The following is a 19,662-nucleotide window of genomic DNA, read 5'->3' on the forward strand; positions in this document are numbered from 1 at the left end:
GGCCAGCTTGAATTATAGAACACCGGGCAGTAAAGAACCCTGAGGATGCTGAATCCCGAAGTGCTCGAAGGCCTGCTGGGTGGCGACGCGGCCGCGCGGGGTGCGCGTTATGAGGCCGATCCGCACGAGGAACGGCTCAACGACGCTTTCGATGGTCTCCGCCTCTTCGCCGACGGACACGGCGAGGGTGTTGAGTCCGACCGGACCTCCGCCGAAGCGGGTGAGCATAATCTCCATGACAGCGCGGTCGAGGCGGTCGAGGCCGAGTTCGTCGACGTCGTAGAGGGCGAGCGCGGCCCTCACCGCAGAGAGGTCGGCGTCGCCCCCGTGCACCAGGACGTAGTCGCGCACCCGGCGAAGCAGTCGGTTCGCGATACGCGGGGTGCCCCTGCACCGCCCGGCGATCTCGGCGAGCCCCCTGCGGTCGATGCTGAAGGTGAGCATGTCCGCGGCACGGAACAGGACCTGTTCGAGCTCCGGCTCGTCATAGAACTCGAGGTGGGCCGTGAATCCGAACCTGTCACGGAGAGGATTCGGCAGCATCCCTGATCGTGTGGTGGCGCCGACGAGCGTGAACGGGGCCAGATCGAGCGGCACGCTGGTCGCCCCAGCACCCTTGCCAACCATGATGTCGATCCGGAAATCTTCCATCGCGAGGTACAGCATCTCCTCGGCCGACCGCGCCATGCGGTGGATCTCATCGATGAACAAGACCTCACCGGGCACGAGGCTCGAGAGCACAGCGGCCAGGTCGCCGGCATGCTGGATCGCCGGGCCGCTCGACATCCGGAGCGGCTTGTTGCTCTCGTGCGCGACAATCATGGCGAGTGTGGTCTTACCGAGGCCTGGCGGGCCGGCCAGGAGGATGTGGTCGGCGGTACGCCCCTGGATCGCCGCCGCCTGGAGCAGGAGCTGCAGTTGGCCGCGGACCTTCGTCTGGCCGACAAACTCGTCGAGGCTCTTCGGACGCAACGCGCCCTCGAAGACGAGCTCTGCCTCGGAGATCGGCTCTGGAGTTGTGATGTCGAGGTCGCTCACGGGCGGGCCCCTGACGGCCGTGCTGACGTGCTGTGCTGGGCAGGGCCGAGCTGGGCCAGTGCGAGTCGGAGGATCGTCTGCACCGGGGCGGACGCGACATCCGGGTTCGCGCTGAGCACGTCACTGACCACCTGTACGGCGGTTCGTTCGTTCCAGCCGAGCCCGACGAGGGCGACGACGACACTGTCTCCTGCCGCGGGAACAGCCACCGGTGCCTCCGGCGGCGTTGTCACGATGAGCTTGCCCGTGAGGGAGAGAACGATGAGCTTGGCGGTCTTGGGGCCGATGCCGGAAACCTTGCGGAACGCGGCGTCATCTTCGGCGGCAACGGCCGCGGCGATCTGTCCTGGCCCGAGGGCAGACAGCACGCCGAGCGCGGACTTGGGCCCAACCCCGGTGACGCCGGTGAGCAGCTCAAAGACGTGGAGCTGCTCGGTGGTCTCGAAGCCGAACAGCGACAGCGAGTCCTCACGGACGATGAGGCTCGTGTGGATCAGCGCCTGGTCGCCGGCACGTAGAGCGAGCGAGTGCTCGGGCGTAACCTGCACGGCATAGCCGATGCCCCCGACGTCGATGATGACGCTGCTGCCGACGGCAGACAGCACGGTTCCGCGCAGACTTGAGATCACGCGACAAGCCTACGGTGGGCGTCCGACACAGCGGGCACCGCCACGCGCCTCGCTGGTTTACGCGCGACCCCTGGCTGTCTTCTCTGCCCGCGCCCACGCCGCCTGGGCTGGCGTGAGAGCGGCGGCGCCTGACGCGCCTGCCGCGGTCGACGGAGCGCGCAGGCCGCCGCGCCAGGCGTGGCAAATCGCCAGGGCAAGCGCGTCGGCGGCATCAGCGGGCTGGGGCGGCTCAGCGAGGCTCAGAACACGGGCAACCATCGTCTGTACCTGCTTCTTGTCCGCGCTACCGTACCCGGTGATCGCGGCCTTCACCTCTGACGGCGTGTGCAGCCCAACCTGAAGCCCGCGTCGTGCCGCGGCGTGCAGCGCCAGGCCGGATACCTGCGCCGTCCCCATCACGGTGCGCAAGTTGTGCTGCGCGAAGACCCGCTCGACAGCGACAGCGTTCGGCGCGAACTCGTCGAGCGCGGCGTCGATCCCCCGCCCGATCACGAGGAGTCGCTGGTCGATTTCGGCCAGGATATCGCTGCGCACCACGGAGTAGTGCACGAGCACGGCCTTACGGTTTGGCTCGACATCGACCACACCGATTCCGCAGCGGGTGAGGCCGGGATCGATGCCGAGCACCCGAAGGGTCATCGCTCTTAGTCGTCTTCTGACTGGAGTTCGGCCTGTACCTCAGGAGTGAGGTCGTAGTTGCTGTAGATGTTCTGCACGTCGTCAGAGTCTTCGAGCGCGTCGATCAGTTTGAAGATCTTTCGGGCTGTTTCAGCATCGACCTCGACCTTGAGATTCGGGACGAATGCGGCATCCGCGGAGTCGTAGTCGATCCCCGCGTCCTGCAGGGCAGTTCGCGTCGCCACCAGATCTGACGGGTCGGTGATGATCTCGAAGGTCTCGCCCTCGTTGACGACCTCTTCGGCACCCGCGTCGAGAACCGCAGCGAGAATGTCATCCTCTGTGGTGTTTGCCGCGGGAACCACGATGATGCCCTTGCGGGCAAAGTTATACGCGACGCTTCCCGGGTCACCCATCGTGCCGCCGTTGCGGCTCATCAGGGTACGAACGTCAGCCGCCGCGCGGTTCTTGTTGTCGGTGAGACACTCGATCAGCAACGCGACGCCGTTCTGTGCGTAGCCCTCGTACATGATCGTGGTGTAGTCGACGGCGTCTCCGGAGAGACCGGCGCCGCGCTTGACGGCGCGATCGATGTTGTCGTTGGGGACCGAAGTCTTCTTGGCCTTCTGGATCGCGTCAACCAGGGTCGGGTTACCGGAGAGATCCGCGCCGCCCATCTTCGCGGCGACTTCAATATTCTTGATGAGCTTTGCGAACGATTTGGCACGGCGCGAGTCGGTGATCGCCTTCTTGTGCTTCGTCGTTGCCCACTTGGAGTGACCGGACATGTGCTCCCTTACTGGTTCTGTAACCGCACCATTCTAAATCACCCGGGCGTTTGGCGCTGGATTTCGATTATGCGGCGCGGATCTTGGCGAGAAAGTATTCGTGAAAGCGCGTGTCACCCGTCACTTCGGGGTGGAACGAGGTGCCGAGCAGGTTGCCCTGCTCGACGGCGACGACCCGTCCGTCGGCGAGGGCGCCAAGAGGGGTAGCCAGGGGCCCCACTGACTCGACCACCGGTGCCCGGATGAACACGGCGTGAAGCGGATGTGCACCGATGGCGGGAATGTCAAGATCGGTCTCGAACGACTCGGTCTGCGATCCGAACGCGTTCCTGCGCACTGCGACGTCGAGTCCGCCGAGCGACTGCTGGCCCCGGATACCGTCGACGATGGAATCCGCCAGCATGATGAGGCCCGCGCACGTGCCATAGACCGGCAGCCCGGCGCGAATGGCTTCTTTCAGGGGCTCAGCAAGACCGAACGCGCGCGACAGCTTGTCCATGACGCTGGACTCTCCGCCGGGGATCACGAGCCCGTCGACAGCGCTGAGTTCCTCTGGCCTCCGGACGAGTGAGACATCGGCACCCAGACCGCGGAGAACGTTCGCGTGTTCGCGGAAATCGCCCTGGAGGGCGAGGACGCCTACCGTCGGAGCGGGGCTACCAGCCACGCTCAGCGAGGCGGTGAGGTGCCGCGAGGTCGGAAACGTTGATGCCGACCATGGCCTCACCGAGTCCACGCGAGACCTCGGCGATGACCGTCGGGTCGTCGTAGAAAGTTGTCGCCTTCACAACGGCGGCAGCGCGCTTCTCGGGGTTGCCCGACTTAAAGATTCCCGAGCCGACGAAGACACCGTCTGCACCGAGTTGCATCATCATCGCAGCGTCCGCTGGTGTCGCCACACCGCCCGCTGTGAACAAAACAACGGGCAGCTTGCCGGTCTCTGCGATCTCGGCAACGAGTTCGTACGGAGCCTGCAGTTCCTTGGCTGCGACGTACAGTTCGTCCTTCGACATCGACGTCAGCTGCGCAATCTCACTCTTGATCTTGCGGATGTGTTTGGTTGCCTCTGAAACGTCGCCGGTTCCGGCCTCACCCTTCGAACGGATCATCGCCGCACCCTCGTTGATGCGGCGAAGCGCCTCACCGAGGTTGGTTGCACCACACACGAACGGAACGTTGAAGTCCCACTTGTCGATGTGATTGACGTAATCAGCCGGACTCAGCACCTCGGACTCATCGATGTAGTCGACGTTGAGCGCCTGGAGCACCTGGGCCTCGACGAAGTGGCCGATGCGCGCCTTCGCCATCACGGGAATGGACACCTCAGCGATGATCGCCTCGATGAGGTCGGGGTCGCTCATGCGTGCAACGCCGCCCTGTGAACGGATGTCAGCGGGAACCCGCTCGAGCGCCATCACGGCGACGGCGCCGGCGTCTTCAGCAATGCGTGCCTGTTCCGGTGTGACGACGTCCATGATGACGCCACCCTTCAGCATTTCTGCGAGGCCGCGCTTGACGTGATTTGAGCCCTGTTCACCGGTGCTGGTGCTGTTCGTCATAGTGCTCAATCCTAGTTCGCTCTGGTACGGGGAAACCGGGTTGCTTGTTCCGGCAGTGTCAGCCTGTCGTTGTTGCCGGCCAGGCGTCGGCGATGGCTTTGCGCACGTCGCCGAGCAACTGCGGAAGGGCCTTCGTCTTGGCGATGATCGGCAGGAAGTTGGCGTCCTGCGCCCACCGCGGGACGACGTGCTGGTGCAGATGACCGGCAATGCCGGCCCCGGCAACAACACCCTGATTCATTCCAATGTTGAAGCCGTCGTTGCGGGAAACAGTCCTGACTACCCGCATCGCTGTCTGTGTCAGTTCTCCAATCTCAGCGACTTCTTCCGGCGTAGCCAAATCGTACGTCGAAATGTGACGGTAGGGACAGACAAGGAGATGCCCACTGTTGTACGGGAACAGGTTCAGCAGGACGAACGCGTGTGTGCCCCTCGCGACGATGAGGCCATCTTCGTCTGACAGCGTCGGCGCGTGGCAAAACGGGCACTCGTGTTCGTCGGGCTGCTGCCCGTTCTGGATATAGACAAGACGGTGCGGTGTCCACAGGCGCTGGAACTCGTCGGGCACCCCGGCAAGGTGCGCGGCGGACTCCACTGTTGCGCCAGGTCCGATCAACGGGTTACCCGCTGTCGGTTCCTGATCGGCGTAGTCGTCGAGACCTAGTCGAGCCATGCCGTGGAGACCTGCTCGTGTGACGCGATCGCTGAGACGATTTTCTCGATTGCGTCATCGACGGGAATGCCGTTCTGCTGCGTTCCGTCACGGAACCTGAAGCTCACAGCACCTGCGGCACGGTCGTCCTCTCCAGCGATGAGCTGGAACGGGATCTTGGCCTTGGTGTGGGTGCGGATCTTCTTCGGCATACGGTCGTCGCTGTGGTCGACCTGCACGCGGACGCCGCGCCTCTTGAGCCTGGCGGCGATCTCATCGAGGTACGGTGCGTACTCGTCTGCCACAGGGATGCCGATGACCTGGATCGGGCTCAACCACACCGGGAACGCACCGGCGTAGTGCTCGAGCAGGATGGCGAAGAACCGCTCGACCGAGCCGAGGAGCGCGCGGTGGATCATCGCAGGTCGCTGGCGTGTTCCGTCTGCGGCCGTGTACTCGAGTTCGAACAGCTCGGGCTGGTTGAAGTCGAGCTGCACCGTCGAGAGCTGCCAGGTGCGGCCGATGGCGTCGCGCGCCTGCACGGAGATCTTCGGGCCGTAGAACGCGGCTCCGCCTGGATCGTCGACGAGCTCGAGGCCCGAGTCGATGGCGACTTCGCGCAGAGTCTGTGTTGCTGTCTCCCAGACGTCGTCCTCACCGACGAACTTCTCCGGGTCCTTCGTGGAGAGTTCGAGGTAGAAGTCGTCGAGACCGTAGCCGCGGAGGGTCTCGAGAACGAACTGAAGCTGGCGACCCACCTCATCCTTGATCTGGTCCTGCGTGACATAGATGTGGGCGTCGTCCTGGGTGAGGCCGCGCACGCGGGTCAGGCCCGAGAGCGTTCCGCTCTTCTCGTAGCGGTACACGGTCCCGAACTCGGCGAGACGGAGCGGGAGCTCACGGTAGCTGCGGCCACGCGAACGGAAGATCAGGTTGTGCATCGGGCAGTTCATGGGCTTCAGGTAGTAGTCCTGGCCCTGCCTCGTGACGTTGCCGTCGGCATCCGTCTCTTCGTCAAGGTGCATGGGCGGGAACATGCCGTCGCGGTACCAGTTGAGGTGCTGGCTGGTCTCGAACAGGTGCGCCTTGGTGATGTGCGGGGTATTGACCAGCTCGTAGTCGTTCTGGATCAGCTGCTCGCGCAGGTAGTTCTCGATCTCAGACCTGATGATCCCGCCCTTGGGGTGGAATACGGCGAGGCCCGAACCGATCTCATCCGGGAAGCTGAACAGGTCGAGCTCGGCGCCGAGCTTGCGGTGGTCGCGCTTGGCGGCCTCTTCGAGCCGCGACTGGTAGGCACGCAGCTCGTCCTTCGTCGGCCATGCCGTCCCGTAGATGCGCTGCAGCTGCGGGTTCTTCTCCGAACCGCGCCAGTATGCGGCGGCAACCCGGGTCAGGGCGTAGCCGTTGCCGATCATGCGGGTGTTCGGCAGGTGCGGGCCGCGGCAGAGATCTTTCCACTCGGTCTCCCCCGTCTTCGGGTTGACGTTGTCGTAGATGGTGAGCTCTGCTCCCCCGACCTCGACGTTCTCGTCGTTCTGGTCATCGCCTGCTCCACCCTTGAGGCCGATCAGTTCGAGCTTGTACGGCTCGTTCGCCAGCTCTTCCCGTGCCTCGGCGTCGGTCACGACCCGGCGAACGAAACGCTGGCCCTGCCGAATGATGCGGTCCATCTCCTTCGAGAGCGCCTTCAGGTCTTCGGGCGTGAACGAGTCGCGCACATCGAAGTCGTAGTAGAAGCCGTCGGTCACGGGCGGGCCGATACCCAGCCTGGCGTCGGGGTTCACCTTCTGCACCGCCTGCGCAAGAACGTGCGCGGCCGAGTGCCGGAGGATGCTGAGGCCGTCAGGCGAGTCGATGGTGACCGCTTCAACCTCATCGGTGTCGGTGATTGTGGTCGCGAGATCCTTCAGCTCGCCGTTGACGCGCATGGCGACAACAGACCGATCGGTGAATCTCTCGAATCCGTCAGACACGTGGTTTGCTCCTCTGAGTAGTAAGACCCTTCAACTTTAGCGCCGCCGAGACCGCTAGCCGCGCGCGGCGGAGGGTCGTGATTCGCTCTAGAGTGAAGCCATCCAACCCGAATCGGAGTGAATGCCAGTGCCTGCCACGCCAACCCGCCGGACGATTGCAGCGGTCGGGGCGTTCGTCGCCCTAAGCATCGTTCACCTCGTCGCACTGATCGCCGGCCTGCAGCCGCTCGCCGATGGAACCAAGCCGTTCCTCATGCCCGCTCTCGCTGTTGCCGTTCTGTGCGCCGGGGTGCTCAGGTTCGGCCGCGGGGCCTGGCTGCTGCTCGCGGCGCTCGCCCTGAGCTGCGCCGGTGACGTCGCACTGCTGTGGGATTCCAGTACCGCGTTCGTCATTGGCCTCTCCGCGTTCCTCCTGGCGCACGTCGCCTACATCGTGATCTTTGCCGGTTCCACCGGGACCGGAAGGCCGCGAGTGTGGAGCCCGGTCTACGTTGCCTGGCTGGTGGCACTGATGATCGTTCTGGTTCCCCATCTCGGCGCGCTGCTGGTTCCGGTCGTCGGTTACGGCCTGATCATCGCGGGCATGGCCATCACGGCGACCCGGTGCGCACCGAAAGTCATCGTCGGCGCGACACTCTTCCTGCTGTCCGACTCCGTACTGGCCATCAACCGATTCGTTCCCGATGCGAACCTGTGGCAGCCCGGCTTCCTGATCATGCTGACGTACATCGCGGGTCAGGCCCTGATCTCCTGGGGACTCGTCGAATCCTGGCGGGCGGGGACATCCCGGTTCGTGAACCGTGACTCCGGAAAGGTATCCGCATGACGCGCAACGACGAGGCCGTTGAACACTTCACGCGGGACGACCTGACGATGCGCGTTCGACGTCGCGAGGCCCAATCCGCCGCGGCCGGCGAGAACGTCGTCGTCCTCGTGCACGGCATCGGGACCTCGTCGAGATACTTCACCCGGCTCGCCGAGGACCTCTCGGGGTCAGCGACCGTCATCTCGGTCGACCTGCCCGGCTTCGGCCCGAATCGACGGCCGCGCCGCCAACTCGCTGTGGAAGATTTCGGCACGCTCCTCGCCGACTACTTCACCCATGCCGGCCTGGTCTCCCCCGTGCTCGTGGGTCACTCGATGGGCGCGGAGATCGTCGTCGACGCCGCACTGCGTCACCCGGTTTCAGGCGTGACGCTGATCGGGCCGGTCGTCGACGAGCGCGCCAGGAGCGCGTGGCGGCAGGGTATGCGTCTTTTTCGCGACACCTTCCACGAGACCCCGGGAGCCAACTGGATTGTGTTCTCCGACTACCTGCGGAGTGGCATCCGCTGGTTCTTCACTGAACTGCCTGCCATGCTCGCGTATCGCACCGAGGAGCACCTGCCTCGCGTCCAGGCGCCGGTGCTGATCATTCGGGGAGACCAGGATCCGGTCGCCCCCCAGGGCTGGGTCGATTCACTGGGACGCCAGGGGCGCTTTACGCGCGTTGTCTCGGTACCCGGTGGAGGCCACGTCGTGCAGCACACTCAGTCCGCAGCCGTTGCCGCGGAGATACGCCTGTTGATCTCGGGCGACTCCCGGCTCACTCAGCAGGAAGTGCAGCCTGCTTACCCCAGCGCTTTCGAGGACGAGGCTGCGGAGCGATAGGCACCGGGCGGGGGTCCCGCCACACCTTGATGATGGCCCACGTCACCGCAGCGATCGGGACAGCGAGAACCGCTCCGATGATGCCGGCGACGATGGTGCCTGCGGTCAGGGCGACGAGGATGACGAGCGGGTGCAGCTTGAGCGACTGAGCCATCACGACGGGCTGCAGGAAGTTGCCCTCGAGCTGGTTCACGCCGACGGCGATGGCGATCACGATGAGGGCGATCACCGGGCCGTTGTCGGTTCCGACGAGAGCGACGAGAGCGGCAAGAACGCTCGCGACGGTCGCTCCGACGAGCGGCACGAAACTCGCGACGAAGACGATCACGGCGAGCGGGAGTGCAAGCGGCACCCCGAGGATGACGAGGCCGAGCCCGATGAAGAACGCGTCGACGAACGCGATGATCGCTGTTCCACGAACGTAACCGCCGAGCACGCGAACCGCGGTGTGGCCGATGCGGTGTCCGCGGTCGAGGGCCGCTCCCTTGAACGGACGGAGGAAGAACTCCCAGATCGTGTCGCCGTCCTTGAGGAAGAAGAACAGGATCACCAGAACGAGCACAGCCCCGGTGATGATGTTCGCCGCGGCGGAAACGCCAGCGAGCGCTCCTGAGCCGAACTGGGCGCTCGTGACGAAATCGATGACGGCATCCCGTGCCTCTTCGATCTGTTTCTGATCAATCGGGAGAGGCCCGGTGAGCAGGTAGTCATAAAGGCGTTCGATGCCCTCGACCGCTGAGTCGGCGAGTTCGCCCCACTGGTTCCTCACGGCGAAGACGATGAGCGTGACCACGCCGCCGAAAATCAGGATGCCGCTGAGCAACGCGACCCACGCGGCGAGAATGGGAGGCATGAAGCGACGCAGCCAGCTGATCACGGGTGCAGCAGCCGCGGCAATGACGATTGCGATCAGCAAGGGGATGACCACGAGCTTGAGCTGCATCATGCCGAGGACGACGACGGCTGCGAGAGCAATGATCGCGAGGATCTGGATGCTCCTGACTCCGACAGTCCCCAGCCGGTCGGTCCACAGCGTGCGGAGGGAGGGTCGTTCGCCATCGATGTCTGTGCTCATGGCCCCAGCCTAGTTAGTGCGCACACCCGCGTACGGTACTTGCGGTGGGACCTGTCGTCAAGGTATGGACTCGGCTGCTCGGCGGCGCGTACAAAGGAGGGATGAAGGCACTTACCTGGCAAGCAAAACGTTCAGTTTCCGTTGAAACAGTCCCCGATCCCGTGATTCAGGAACCGACGGATGTCGTCATCCGCGTCACATCCGCCGCGATCTGCGGCTCGGATCTGCACCTCTACGAAACGTTCGGACCATTCCTGCACAAGGGCGACGTTCTCGGACACGAGACCATGGGCGTCGTTGAAGAAGTGGGCTCGGCTGTCACTCGCCTCTCCCCCGGTGACCGCGTGGTCATTCCGTTCGTCATCGCCTGCGGCCACTGCTACATGTGCTCCCGCGGGCTCCACTCGCAGTGCGAGACAACGCAGAACACCGACCAGGGCACCGGCGCATCCCTCTACGGTTACACCGAGCTCTACGGTTCAGTGCCGGGAGGGCAGGCCGAGCGCCTGCGTGTACCGCTCGCGGACTTCAACGCCACGAAGGTCGGACACGATCTGCCCGACGACCGCTACCTCTTCCTGAGCGACATTCTGCCAACGGCCTGGCAGGGAGTGAAGTACGCGAACCTGCCCGATGACGGCATCCTGACGGTGATGGGCCTCGGGCCCGTCGGTCAGTTCGCTGCACGTATCGGCAAATACCTCGGCCACCGCGTGCTCGCGGTCGAGCCGGTTCCCGAGCGGCGCGCGATGGCGGAGCGCTACGGCGTCGAGACCTTCGACCTCACCGATGACGTGGTCGAGCGCCTGCGTGACGCAACCGACGGCCGGGGCGCCGACAGCGTAGTTGAAGCCGTCGGCATGGAGGCGCACGGCAGCCCCGGCGCTGCTTTCGCCCAGGGCGCAGTCGGCCTCCTGCCCGATGGAATCGCCAAGAAGCTGATGGACACCGTCGGCCTCGACCGGACGGCGGCGCTCTACGCGTCGTTCGATTCCGTCCGCCGCGGCGGCACTGTGTCGCTCAGCGGCGTCTACGCGGGAGAGGCTGACCCGTTCCCGATGAAGACCCTCTTCGACAAGCAGGTCGGGATCCGGATGGGCCAGTGCAATGTGCAGCACTGGCGCGACGAGTTGATCCCGCTCGTCGAGGACCCCTCCGATCCGCTCGGTGTCGAAGACCTCGTGACGCACCGGGTTCCCCTCGACAAGGCACCGGAGATGTACGAGATGTTCCAGAAGAAGGAAAACGGCTGCATCAAGGTGGTGCTGAAGCCGTAACCCCGCCGAACGCATCACTTCCGGTCGAGCACATCAGTTCCGCCTGGTGTTCTCGACCGGAACTGATGCTTTCGCACTAGGAGTGGCCGTGGCCAAATGGTCGCTCGCGGAACGCACAGCAGGACACACGGATGCCGACGTCGCCTTCCTCCGGATGCCGGTCGCGCGGGTCACCGCAACCCTCTAGAAGAGCAGAGCCACGAGTGCCACGAGCGGTGGCACGGTCTCGGAGATCGCTCCCCCGATGCCTTTGCCGCGCTCGCGGCCGAGCGCCATCCTGTCCGCAGCGAAAAGCGCGAGCCCGCTCAGCACCATGAACAGGCAGATGTAGACGACGAGTGTAATTCCGACGGTCACACTTCCCGTTGCCCACAGAACGACCCCGGTGATAAGGCCAAGGGCGAGGAAGAGGTTGTAGAAGCCGACACAGAATGCCCACAGGTGCACGGCGGGAACATCCGTCGTGGCGACGGCAAACACCTTCTGGTGAACGCCGGGCCGGGTGAACAGCACTGACTCCCAGGCGAAGACAAGGATGTGGATGCCCGCAGCGAGTAGCGCGAACACCCACACCACGATTGTCATGTCACAGCCTCCGTTTCCATGGAGACGGCGTGCCGGCCAAGGACGGCGAGGACGTCAGCCATTGATTCCTCGAGCGGCCGGTCGTGGGGCACCGAGGCGTCGAGGTCGGCGTGGAACCGGCCCATCCCGCCGGTGAGGGCGAAGACGAGGAACCGCGCCGTCGGAGTCAGCACGGTGAATGTGTGCAAAGCGCCGGGTGGGATGGCGACGGATGCTCCCGGGCCGAGTTCATAACCCTGCTGTTCGATCTGAACCAGGATTCTGCCCGAGAGCATGTAGTACGTCTTGCCCCACCCCGTGCGGTGCAGCGGGGTCGGAGCGTTGCGGTCTGAGGACGTCGACGCGCCGTGGGGCGCATCGATCTCGAAGAGCTCGTAGGCGTCTTCGGTGTGACGACTGTCCACCTTGACGGTAAGGGTGGCGTCTGGGGCGTACAGCCGGGCACCATCGCCCGCGTCGGTGAATTGCGGTAAGGAGTTCATGCCGCAACGCTAGGAAGCCCTCGAGCCGCCGACCATCCCAGAAAACGGGGAATGACGGGCCAGCGCCCAGGTGCGATACTGGGCGCATGTGGGAGGAACGTGCCTACCGCGCCCGTCGGGACATCACAGCGCTGGCCACAGCGGGGCTGAGCGTGAGTGACCTGCACGCCGAGGCGATCCGCATTATCGGTCGTGATGTGAAGGCTGAGCTGACCTGCTGGGCGACGATCGATCCCGAAACGCTCGTGATCAGCACGATGACGAGCGGCGAGACGCGGGTTCCTGCCCGGTTCGAACCGTTGCTTGCCGACGCCGAGTACTCCGGGAGCGAACCACACACCTTCGCCTCGATGGCGAAGCGCAAAGAGGCGCTCACGCGGATGTCCGACCTCCCCCTGCGTGAACACGGCGCGAGCGCACGCTACCGCAACGTCTGGCGCCCGCTGGGGGTGAAGGAAGAGGTCCGGGTGCTGTTCGACTGCGGTGGCGCCTGCTGGGGCGGGGCCGGCCTCGTGCGTGCCGGCATGGACTTCACGAACCGTGAACTGGAATACCTCGCCGCGCTCGCGCCGGTGATCGCCGGAGCGACCCGGTCAGCCGTGCGCTCAGAGCTGGCCGGAAGCGGACCCGGTGTTGCGCCGGCAATCGTGCTTCTTGACGCCAGCGGTGAGCTTCGTTCGGCGACCCCGGAGGCGAAACTCTGGGAGGCCCAGGTCAACGAGGGCGAACCCGGCCGGTTCATGCTGATGATGCGGATCATGGCGCTGGGCGCGAGGGGCACGACAACCGGTGCCTTCCGTGCCACTGTGCGTGACGGCCACGGCGGCTGGGCGCTCCTGCAATCCAGCCTGCTCGTCGGCGACGACACCGACGACGTGGCCATCTCGATCGCGCCAGCAGGTGGTGAGCAGCTCACCTCGATCCTTCTCGTCGCTTACGGACTGTCTCCGCGGGAGTGCGAGGTGTGTCGTGAGGTGATGTCCGGGCATCCCACCGCGGTCATCGCGCGTCGACTGCTTGTCTCCCAAAACACGGTGCAGGATCACCTCAAGTCAATATTTCTCAAGACCGGTGTTCGCAGTCGTGGCGAACTCGTGGCCCGGCTTCGGCCGCGGCAGGAATCGGCAGACGAGGAACTCCTGCAGAAATAGTCCCGGGTTAACGACAGAAGCCCGGACATTTCTGTCCGGGCTTCTTCTGTGTGAGCGATACTGGGATCGAACCAGCTGAACCGCGGCGCATGCGGTTCAGAGGGCGCTGGCTCGATCCCCGGGTTAACGACAGAAGCCCGGACATTTCTGTCCGGGCTTCTTCTGGGTGAGCGATACTGGGATCGAACCAGCGACCTCTTCCGTGTCAGGGAAGCGCGCTACCGCTGCGCCAATCGCTCAAGGTCATTCAATTTTACTTCATTCGAGTGGTGAGGTGGCGACGGGATTCGAACCCGTGTGGACGGCTTTGCAGGCCGCTGCCTCGCCTCTCGGCCACGCCACCGCGTGTGGGGTTGCCCACATGCCGTGGTCAGTCGAAAGACTGACCCCAAACACTCGAGCGGATGACGAGATTCGAACTCGCGACCCTCACCTTGGCAAGGTGATGCGCTACCACTGCGCCACATCCGCATTGCCGGTATCTCTCCGGCTTTGCTACTCGCATTTCTGCGTGCGTTGAAGACTCTACTTGATGTTTCCCCGAGAAACCAAATCGAGTCGCTCGGGTCTTTTTCGTGTCGTTGTCAGAACGGATGCCACGGCCAAATGGTCTGCGAGACGCCTCTCGGTCGGCTAACATAAGACGGCGTTGTGAACTTCTTGCGAGTTCATTACGGGCGATTGGCGCAGTTGGTAGCGCGCTTCCTTCACACGGAAGAGGTCATCGGTTCGAGTCCGGTATCGCCCACCACCAAGGCTCGCGGATTCCGCGGGCCTTTTTTCGTTTTACGCCGTTTTCCTGCTCCGGACCGTGTGTCCGCTGCCCGGGGCTCCCCACCCTCGCCTCTCGCGTCCCCTGAGCATCCCTGTGCCGGTCTTCCTGGGAAAGCCCACCGGGAGCTATCCGTCGATCTGGGCGGTCTACGAGTGATTCAACGGTTCGCCATACACCGACGATTCCGTTGAGGACGAGGCCGCCGCCAGGGCCCTCGCGGACTTCCTCATCCACCTGCGTCGCATCGACGTCGCTGATGCGCCCAGCGCGGGACGGAGGCCCCTCGCCGAGCTCGATGCGATGACTCGGGAGGCCCTCACCGCATCGAGTGACCTCATCGACGCAGGAAAGGCACTGACGGCGTGGAGTCATGCGCTGACGGCACCGGTGTGGGACGGCACTCCCGTGTGGATTCACACCGACCTGTTGCGACCAAACCTGCTCGTACGCGACGGGCGGATTACGGCGGTCATCGACCGGGGTGGCGCTGGCGCCGGAGATCCGGCAGCCCATGTGATTGCCGCGTGGACCGTCTTCGGCTCGACCGGCCGCGCGGCGTTCAGAGCGGCTCTCATGTCGACCAACAAACACTGGACCGCGCGCGCGGATTCGCCCTCCATCAGGCGGCGATGATCATTCCTTACTACCGAACCTCGAACCCGGCCTTCGTCTCGAGTGCAGTCCGCACCGTCGAGCAGGTCATCGCCGACTTTTCCTAGTCGCGAGAAGGCTCCGCGGTGGGGATGATGCGCAGGACCACCGATTTGTCCGCCACCGACCGTCGAAGTTTTCCCGCTGCCCGGATGGCCCTGTATCGCGCGCCGTACTTCCGCTCAAGCGCCGCGTCGATCACCGCGCGGCTCTCGGCGTCCTCGAGGACGCTGGCCGTCCCGGTGACCGCCGTGGCTCCTGGCCGAACGCTCCCCCGTACGTCGCACGGCAGAAGGTGTACCGACGGGTTGTTGCGGATTCGTTTCACTTTGCCGGATTCGCCTGAGGTGGTCACGAGCAGGCCACCGAGACCCTCAACCACCCACACAGGCGTCGAAACAGGCGCACCCGTTGACCGGAAGGTCGTCAGCAGTACATAGGGCTCAGCTGACAAGTCGTTGGTTACCGGCGGGCCAGCGGAGTGCGTGTTGCTCATGGGTGACGAGCCTAGCCCGATGAACCCGGGCCGGTGCCGACCCCAACAGGTTCGACACCGGCCCGAGCGACCGACACAAAAGTGTCAGCCCAGGTACTTGTTCAGCAGCGGGCTGGTCACCGTCACCCTCGTGAGCTTGCCGAGGGACATCGGAGGATTCGAATTATCCATCGCCAGTGCATCACGCGTCACATAGATGCTGGTGCCGACGATTTCGATAGCCGCTGGCGCCGCGACAGGCAATGCCGCGACCGGCCTTCCGCCCCACGGCAACACGAGCGAAACCTGGCCGGTTCCACGCGGCCCACCGAACAACTCAGTCACGAGGATCACCCCGGTGCTCTGCGACACCGCGAGGCCGGTGGTGCCCACGAATCCGGTTGCAACCGTCACGATCTGCCCGGATGCCGGATTCACCTTGATGACGGAACCGCGCATACCCAGACTCGCGTCCTCAGGTCCGCCGGGGAGCGACGTCACGTACAACCAGCCGTCAGGCCCGACCTCAACGTCGGTGGGAACACCCTCGAACCTGTATGAACCGCCAACGGAGCAGGCAGGGAATCCGAACTGCCCTGCAATCTCGGCGGTGACGACGACGGGAGCGGTAGCGGGAAGAACCGCGACCGTCGAGACCGAACCGTCGTAGCCCACCCTGAGAATGGCGTTTGCCCCGGCATCCGCGACGTACACACCGTCGGCCGTGGCGGCCGAAGCGTACGGGTGCGTATCGACGATTCCCGTGTACGCGGGCGGACCAGCTGGCCCTGCCGGGTCGAACTGGTCGAGGCAGGACTGCGGAAGATCGACGAAGCCGTAACTGTTCGACTGGTCTGGATTCGTCTCATTCTCGTGGGCGAAGAGGTCAGCAACCTGAACCGGCGCACCCTGGCCGGTCACGCTCATGAGATACGCACTCGAGTGGGTCTGTGGCTCGAGCTGGGCGTAATAAATCGTCCCGCCCCGGCTCGACACCGCGCTGATCTCCAACCCGGGGGCGCTTGCGACGGTCGAGGTCGATTTGTCGGGGTTCACTCGCGTCAGTACGCCAGCGAAGTTCTGCGTGACATAGGCCACCCCGGTGCTGTCGACCTCGAGTGAAAGCGGCGTTGTCAGCCCCGTCGCAAGTGTGGTTTGGGAAACACTGACCGGTGGCGCTGAGAGGGCGGTTGCCGGGGAGGCAATCGCCACGGTGGCAAGGGCCGCGGCAGCAGTCGCCGCGGTCACTCTCAATAATCTCACTTCGATACTCCCTTTGCTTGGAAACAAAACAGAGAAGCCACGAGGTCATCGCTGGGTTTCGGCGCTGGGCAGGAGTCTGGGGCAGGAGTTCGGGGCAGAGAGACTAACGCATCATTGCGAGTCCATCATGAAGCACTCTCACATTTGCGAAGCGTACTCACGATCCCGACAGTTGTCGAGGCTCCGCATCGGCAGAAACGTAACTGGTCGTCACGAGAATCGGGCGGTGGTCGGAAGCGCCGCGCGGCAGTGTCTTCACATCGTCGATGCCCATGTTGACGGAGGTCACGAAGTCGAAATGCCCGCGGAAAATCTTGTACCTGGAGTACGTCCTGGCGTTGCTGAGCGAGAGCTCGTACCCCATTTCCTGGATCCGGCGACGCAGGTTGTTCTTGAAGATCGGGTAGTTGAAATCTCCGACCATCACGGTGGGGATGCCAGCGGCCAGCGAGCCAAGCTCCCGGTGAGCCGTGGAAATCTGCTTCCGCCGCAACGAGTTGGGGGCGGTCAGCGGTGCAGCGTGGAACGACGCAACCAGGATCTCGCGCTCGGCCTCCCTGTCGTAGAGGCGTGACGCGATCAGTCGCTCGTTCGCCGGTGAAAACAACTTGTCGTGCATCGACTTCTTGAGCTCGAACGCCGTCGTATCCCCGATGGTGAATCGGTCTTCGTTCGCATAAATGGCGAGGCCGAGCCGATTCGCCTTTGTCGCGTCGGCGAGGCGCAGGTGCCCCACCTTCTCGGGCAGAAGAACCGCATCCGCTTCCTGAAGGCAAAGCACGTCGACGTCATAGAGGCGTTCGATGTCGACGAGCTCTGCGCTGGCGGCGTGCTTGCGAAGGTTATAACTGACGATTCTGATGAGCTGTCCCCCGGTATGGCGAAAGTGCTATTGCACAAATTGTAGTAAGGCAGGATGTGGATTTAGTGCCAGCCGTAGCGGTCCCTGAGAGCGGCCGCAACGCCGACGTAGGAACTCTTGTCGATGGCGGATGCCTCTCGTCGCATTCCGGCCGGGGATACGCGGAACACCCGTCCGACGTTGACCCAGCTGGGCCGGCCTTGCTGGTCCCACGGCCCGCTCCCGATGGACACGAAGTCGCGTGAACCGTCGTGGGGTTTTGAGGTGAGCTGCACGGCAAGGCGAGTGCCCGCCCGCTCTTCGGCGACGATCAGCACCGGGCGGTCCTTTCCTCTGCCGTCGCGTTCCTCGTACGGCACCCACGTCCACACGATCTCGCCGGGGTCCGGATCCCCGTCGGTTGACGGCACGTAGGTCATCCGCACCCTGCCGATCGACGTTGGGTCCACCTCGACGGTGGCGAACTCGCCGGACCTGCCCTGCTCGTCCAGGCCGCGCTGCTGCCGCTGCACCGGGGTCGATCGGGCATCCGACCCCGCCACTTTCGCCGTTTGCCGTTTCAGCGAGCCGACCAGCGAGCGAAGAACGCTCCCGAATGAACTCATGGCACTCTCTTCCCGACGTGATCCGGCGCCATCCAGCGCCGCCGACCGACCATCCTAATCACCCGCACGTCTGAACGGCCGCACGTCCGCACGATCCGCACGCTGGGCATCCGCACGCCTGGGCATCCACAGATTCGTCTCAGCACAGCAGAACGGGATGCCGCCGTCAGGCGACACCCCGTTCTGTCATGGACGCTCTGCGCGTCAGACCACTTCGAGCGTCAGACCACTTCGAGGGCGTAGCCCTCTTCGCCGTGAACGCTCGTGTCGACGCCTGCGATTTCGTCTTCGTTCTTCACCCGGAAGCCCAGCGTCTTCTGGATCGCGAAGCCGATGGCGAGTGCCACGATGAACGAGTAGGCGAGGACCGCGAATGCTGCGATCGCCTGGACGATCAGCTGCTCGAAGCCGCCACCGAGGAACAGGCCGGTGTTGGTAGCGAAGAAGCCGAGGTACAGGGTTCCCACGAGACCACCGACGAGGTGGATGCCAACAACATCGAGCGAGTCATCGAATCCGAACTTGAACTTCAGTTCGATGGCGAGGGCACACACGGCACCGGTGATGACACCGAGGAGGAGGGCCCAGCCCGGCGTGAGGTTCGCACAGGCCGGTGTGATGGCGACGAGGCCGGCGACGGCTCCCGATGCAGCTCCGACGCTCGTTGCCTTGCCGTCCTTGAGCTTCTCGACGATGAGCCAGCCGATGATGGCCGCTGCGGTCGCACCGAGGGTGTTGATCACGATCAGTCCGACGTTCTCGAGACCGTTCAGCCACTCGGCACCGGCGTTGAACCCGAACCAGCCGAACCAGAGGATCGATGCACCGAGGAGAGTGAGGGGAACGTTGTGCGGCTTCTGGATTCCCTTCTGGAAACCGACACGCTTGCCGAGAACGAGGGCGAGTGCGAGCGCCGCAGCACCAGCGTTGATGTGAACAGCCGTTCCACCCGCGTAGTCGATGACCCCGATTCCTGCGTCTTCACCGAAGAGCGTTGTGCCGAGGTTCATAATCCAGCCACCGCCCCAGACCCACGCGGCGATCGGGAAGTACCCGATAGTCGCGAAGATGCCGGCGAAAATCATCCAGGCACCGAACTTTGCGCGGTCTGCGATGGCTCCGGAGATGAGCGCGATAGTGATGATGGCGAAGGTCGCACCGTATGCGGCGCCAACCAGGTCAGTGTTGCCCGACTCGCCCTGCGCGAGGGCGGTGAGTCCAAAGTCGGCGAAGGGGTTGCCGGCAAAATCGGTGGGGTTTGCCACAGCGCTCATGTTGAATCCGTAGAGGATCCACAGCACGCTGATCAGGCCGAGCGCCCCAAAGCTCATCATCATCATGCTGATGACGCTCTTCGCTTTGACGAGGCCGCCGTAGAAGAATGCGACGCCGGGGGTCATCACCAGTACGAGTGCTGTCGCGGTGATCCCCCAGGCAATGCTGCCGGTGTCCATATCGTGTCCTTAGTTCTCTCGAGTGCATCGGGCTGACCGAGACTGACGCGCTGGGCGCTTGTCGGTGTGGGTTCAGCTTGCGCTCCGGAGGTTTCGG

20 protein-coding genes, 4 tRNA genes and 1 pseudogene are annotated in these 19,662 nt (G+C 64.2%); 6 read left to right on the forward strand and 19 right to left on the reverse strand.

What is annotated here, in order from left to right; genetic code table 11:
- Positions 1-12: 12 nt before the first annotated feature.
- The 8 genes from ruvB to thrS form a co-directional block, all read right to left on the reverse strand.
- Entirely contained in the window at positions 13-1,038 is a 1,026-nt protein-coding gene (gene ruvB, locus AC1C2N_RS11170; protein ID WP_495434007.1) for a Holliday junction branch migration DNA helicase RuvB, read from the reverse strand.
- Positions 1,035-1,667, reverse strand: a complete 633-nt coding sequence (ruvA, locus tag AC1C2N_RS11175; RefSeq protein WP_495434008.1) for a Holliday junction branch migration protein RuvA — start codon at positions 1,665-1,667, stop codon at positions 1,035-1,037. Before ruvA ends, ruvB begins: the two co-directional genes overlap by 4 nt.
- A gap of 57 nt (positions 1,668-1,724) precedes the next feature.
- Positions 1,725-2,306, reverse strand: a complete 582-nt coding sequence (gene ruvC, locus AC1C2N_RS11180; protein ID WP_483404193.1) for a crossover junction endodeoxyribonuclease RuvC — start codon at positions 2,304-2,306, stop codon at positions 1,725-1,727.
- Positions 2,307-2,311: 5 nt separating this feature from the next.
- Positions 2,312-3,073: a YebC/PmpR family DNA-binding transcriptional regulator gene (locus AC1C2N_RS11185; protein WP_483404194.1), complete on the reverse strand. Its 762-nt coding sequence runs from the start codon at positions 3,071-3,073 to the stop codon at positions 2,312-2,314.
- A gap of 67 nt (positions 3,074-3,140) precedes the next feature.
- A complete protein-coding gene (pdxT, locus tag AC1C2N_RS11190; protein ID WP_483404195.1) occupies positions 3,141-3,740 on the reverse strand; it encodes a pyridoxal 5'-phosphate synthase glutaminase subunit PdxT in 600 nt (199 codons plus the stop codon).
- On the reverse strand, positions 3,730-4,632 hold the full coding sequence (gene pdxS, locus AC1C2N_RS11195; protein WP_495434009.1) for a pyridoxal 5'-phosphate synthase lyase subunit PdxS: 903 nt from the start codon (positions 4,630-4,632) through the stop codon (positions 3,730-3,732). The genes pdxT and pdxS overlap by 11 nt, the downstream gene beginning before the upstream one ends.
- Before the next feature lie 58 nt (positions 4,633-4,690).
- Entirely contained in the window at positions 4,691-5,305 is a 615-nt protein-coding gene (locus AC1C2N_RS11200) for an HIT family protein (RefSeq protein WP_483404197.1), read from the reverse strand.
- Positions 5,293-7,215, reverse strand: a complete 1,923-nt coding sequence (gene thrS / locus AC1C2N_RS11205) for a threonine--tRNA ligase (protein WP_495434224.1) — start codon at positions 7,213-7,215, stop codon at positions 5,293-5,295. Before thrS ends, AC1C2N_RS11200 begins: the two co-directional genes overlap by 13 nt.
- A gap of 166 nt (positions 7,216-7,381) precedes the next feature.
- On the opposite strand from thrS, the gene AC1C2N_RS11210 reads away from it, so the two are divergent.
- Both AC1C2N_RS11210 and AC1C2N_RS11215 read left to right on the forward strand, forming a co-directional pair.
- Positions 7,382-8,086, forward strand: a complete 705-nt coding sequence (locus AC1C2N_RS11210) for a lysoplasmalogenase (RefSeq protein WP_495434010.1) — start codon at positions 7,382-7,384, stop codon at positions 8,084-8,086.
- Positions 8,083-8,910: an alpha/beta fold hydrolase gene (locus AC1C2N_RS11215; RefSeq protein ID WP_495434011.1), complete on the forward strand. Its 828-nt coding sequence runs from the start codon at positions 8,083-8,085 to the stop codon at positions 8,908-8,910. Before AC1C2N_RS11210 ends, AC1C2N_RS11215 begins: the two co-directional genes overlap by 4 nt.
- Here the strand turns inward: AC1C2N_RS11215 and AC1C2N_RS11220 are convergent.
- Positions 8,846-9,985 (reverse strand): AI-2E family transporter, encoded by a 1,140-nt coding sequence (locus AC1C2N_RS11220; RefSeq protein ID WP_483404200.1) that lies wholly within the window; start codon positions 9,983-9,985, stop codon positions 8,846-8,848. The genes AC1C2N_RS11215 and AC1C2N_RS11220 overlap by 65 nt on opposite strands.
- A 101-nt stretch (positions 9,986-10,086) precedes the next feature.
- Here AC1C2N_RS11220 and AC1C2N_RS11225 point away from each other — a divergent pair, with 101 nt between their 5' ends.
- Positions 10,087-11,262 (forward strand): zinc-dependent alcohol dehydrogenase, encoded by a 1,176-nt coding sequence (locus tag AC1C2N_RS11225; protein WP_495434012.1) that lies wholly within the window; start codon positions 10,087-10,089, stop codon positions 11,260-11,262.
- Between the two features lie 183 nt (positions 11,263-11,445).
- On the opposite strand, the gene AC1C2N_RS11230 is transcribed toward AC1C2N_RS11225, so the two are convergent.
- Together AC1C2N_RS11230 and AC1C2N_RS11235 are read right to left on the reverse strand one after the other, a co-directional pair.
- A complete protein-coding gene (locus tag AC1C2N_RS11230) occupies positions 11,446-11,847 on the reverse strand; it encodes a DUF1304 family protein (protein ID WP_495434013.1) in 402 nt (133 codons plus the stop codon).
- Positions 11,844-12,329, reverse strand: coding sequence for a cupin domain-containing protein (locus AC1C2N_RS11235; RefSeq protein WP_495434014.1), 486 nt, complete (start codon positions 12,327-12,329; stop codon positions 11,844-11,846). The genes AC1C2N_RS11230 and AC1C2N_RS11235 overlap by 4 nt, the downstream gene beginning before the upstream one ends.
- A gap of 86 nt (positions 12,330-12,415) precedes the next feature.
- Between AC1C2N_RS11235 and AC1C2N_RS11240 the strand changes: the two genes are divergently transcribed.
- Complete coding sequence (locus tag AC1C2N_RS11240) at positions 12,416-13,480, forward strand: helix-turn-helix transcriptional regulator (RefSeq protein WP_495434015.1); 1,065 nt, start codon at positions 12,416-12,418, stop codon at positions 13,478-13,480.
- 167 nt (positions 13,481-13,647) lie between these two features.
- Here the strand turns inward: AC1C2N_RS11240 and AC1C2N_RS11245 are convergent.
- The 3 genes from AC1C2N_RS11245 to AC1C2N_RS11255 all read right to left on the reverse strand — a co-directional run bounded on the left by AC1C2N_RS11245 (position 13,648) and on the right by AC1C2N_RS11255 (position 13,951).
- A tRNA-Val gene (locus tag AC1C2N_RS11245) sits at positions 13,648-13,719 on the reverse strand.
- A gap of 33 nt (positions 13,720-13,752) precedes the next feature.
- Positions 13,753-13,823, reverse strand: a tRNA-Cys gene (locus AC1C2N_RS11250).
- A gap of 56 nt (positions 13,824-13,879) precedes the next feature.
- Positions 13,880-13,951: transfer RNA gene (locus tag AC1C2N_RS11255), tRNA-Gly, on the reverse strand.
- Between the two features lie 204 nt (positions 13,952-14,155).
- Here AC1C2N_RS11255 and AC1C2N_RS11260 point away from each other — a divergent pair.
- Positions 14,156-14,231, forward strand: a tRNA-Val gene (locus AC1C2N_RS11260).
- Positions 14,232-14,444: 213 nt separating this feature from the next.
- Positions 14,445-14,888 (forward strand): annotated as a pseudogene (locus AC1C2N_RS11265) (phosphotransferase); the annotation flags it as partial.
- Between the two features lie 82 nt (positions 14,889-14,970).
- Here the strand turns inward: AC1C2N_RS11265 and AC1C2N_RS11270 are convergent.
- The 5 genes from AC1C2N_RS11270 to AC1C2N_RS11290 form a co-directional block, all read right to left on the reverse strand.
- Entirely contained in the window at positions 14,971-15,402 is a 432-nt protein-coding gene (locus AC1C2N_RS11270) for a PPOX class F420-dependent oxidoreductase (protein ID WP_495434016.1), read from the reverse strand.
- A gap of 84 nt (positions 15,403-15,486) precedes the next feature.
- Entirely contained in the window at positions 15,487-16,629 is a 1,143-nt protein-coding gene (locus AC1C2N_RS11275) for a ScyD/ScyE family protein (protein ID WP_495434017.1), read from the reverse strand.
- 172 nt (positions 16,630-16,801) lie between these two features.
- Complete coding sequence (locus AC1C2N_RS11280; RefSeq protein WP_483404961.1) at positions 16,802-17,506, reverse strand: endonuclease/exonuclease/phosphatase family protein; 705 nt, start codon at positions 17,504-17,506, stop codon at positions 16,802-16,804.
- A gap of 62 nt (positions 17,507-17,568) precedes the next feature.
- On the reverse strand, positions 17,569-18,111 hold the full coding sequence (locus AC1C2N_RS11285) for a type II toxin-antitoxin system PemK/MazF family toxin (protein ID WP_495434018.1): 543 nt from the start codon (positions 18,109-18,111) through the stop codon (positions 17,569-17,571).
- 221 nt (positions 18,112-18,332) lie between these two features.
- Positions 18,333-19,565 (reverse strand): ammonium transporter, encoded by a 1,233-nt coding sequence (locus AC1C2N_RS11290; protein WP_483404208.1) that lies wholly within the window; start codon positions 19,563-19,565, stop codon positions 18,333-18,335.
- Between the last annotated feature and the right edge of the window lie 97 nt (positions 19,566-19,662).

The sequence above is a fragment of the Mycetocola sp. Y791 genome, assembly GCF_059445325.1.

Excerpts from the sequence above, each read along its gene's own strand:
- ruvC (WP_483404193.1), bottom strand. The coding sequence starts at position 2,306 with ATGACCCTTCGGGTGCTCGGCATCGATCCCGGCCTCACCCGCTGCGGA.
- AC1C2N_RS11185 (WP_483404194.1), bottom strand. The coding sequence starts at position 3,073 with ATGTCCGGTCACTCCAAGTGGGCAACGACGAAGCACAAGAAGGCGATC.
- pdxS (WP_495434009.1), bottom strand. The coding sequence starts at position 4,632 with ATGACGAACAGCACCAGCACCGGTGAACAGGGCTCAAATCACGTCAAG.
- AC1C2N_RS11200 (WP_483404197.1), bottom strand. The coding sequence starts at position 5,305 with ATGGCTCGACTAGGTCTCGACGACTACGCCGATCAGGAACCGACAGCG.
- thrS (WP_495434224.1), bottom strand. The coding sequence starts at position 7,215 with ATGCGCGTCAACGGCGAGCTGAAGGATCTCGCGACCACAATCACCGAC.
- AC1C2N_RS11210 (WP_495434010.1), top strand. The coding sequence starts at position 7,382 with ATGCCAGTGCCTGCCACGCCAACCCGCCGGACGATTGCAGCGGTCGGG.
- AC1C2N_RS11215 (WP_495434011.1), top strand. The coding sequence starts at position 8,083 with ATGACGCGCAACGACGAGGCCGTTGAACACTTCACGCGGGACGACCTG.
- AC1C2N_RS11220 (WP_483404200.1), bottom strand. The coding sequence starts at position 9,985 with ATGAGCACAGACATCGATGGCGAACGACCCTCCCTCCGCACGCTGTGG.
- AC1C2N_RS11225 (WP_495434012.1), top strand. The coding sequence starts at position 10,087 with ATGAAGGCACTTACCTGGCAAGCAAAACGTTCAGTTTCCGTTGAAACA.
- AC1C2N_RS11230 (WP_495434013.1), bottom strand. The coding sequence starts at position 11,847 with ATGACAATCGTGGTGTGGGTGTTCGCGCTACTCGCTGCGGGCATCCAC.
- AC1C2N_RS11235 (WP_495434014.1), bottom strand. The coding sequence starts at position 12,329 with ATGAACTCCTTACCGCAATTCACCGACGCGGGCGATGGTGCCCGGCTG.
- AC1C2N_RS11240 (WP_495434015.1), top strand. The coding sequence starts at position 12,416 with ATGTGGGAGGAACGTGCCTACCGCGCCCGTCGGGACATCACAGCGCTG.
- AC1C2N_RS11270 (WP_495434016.1), bottom strand. The coding sequence starts at position 15,402 with ATGAGCAACACGCACTCCGCTGGCCCGCCGGTAACCAACGACTTGTCA.
- AC1C2N_RS11285 (WP_495434018.1), bottom strand. The coding sequence starts at position 18,111 with ATGAGTTCATTCGGGAGCGTTCTTCGCTCGCTGGTCGGCTCGCTGAAA.
- AC1C2N_RS11290 (WP_483404208.1), bottom strand. The coding sequence starts at position 19,565 with ATGGACACCGGCAGCATTGCCTGGGGGATCACCGCGACAGCACTCGTA.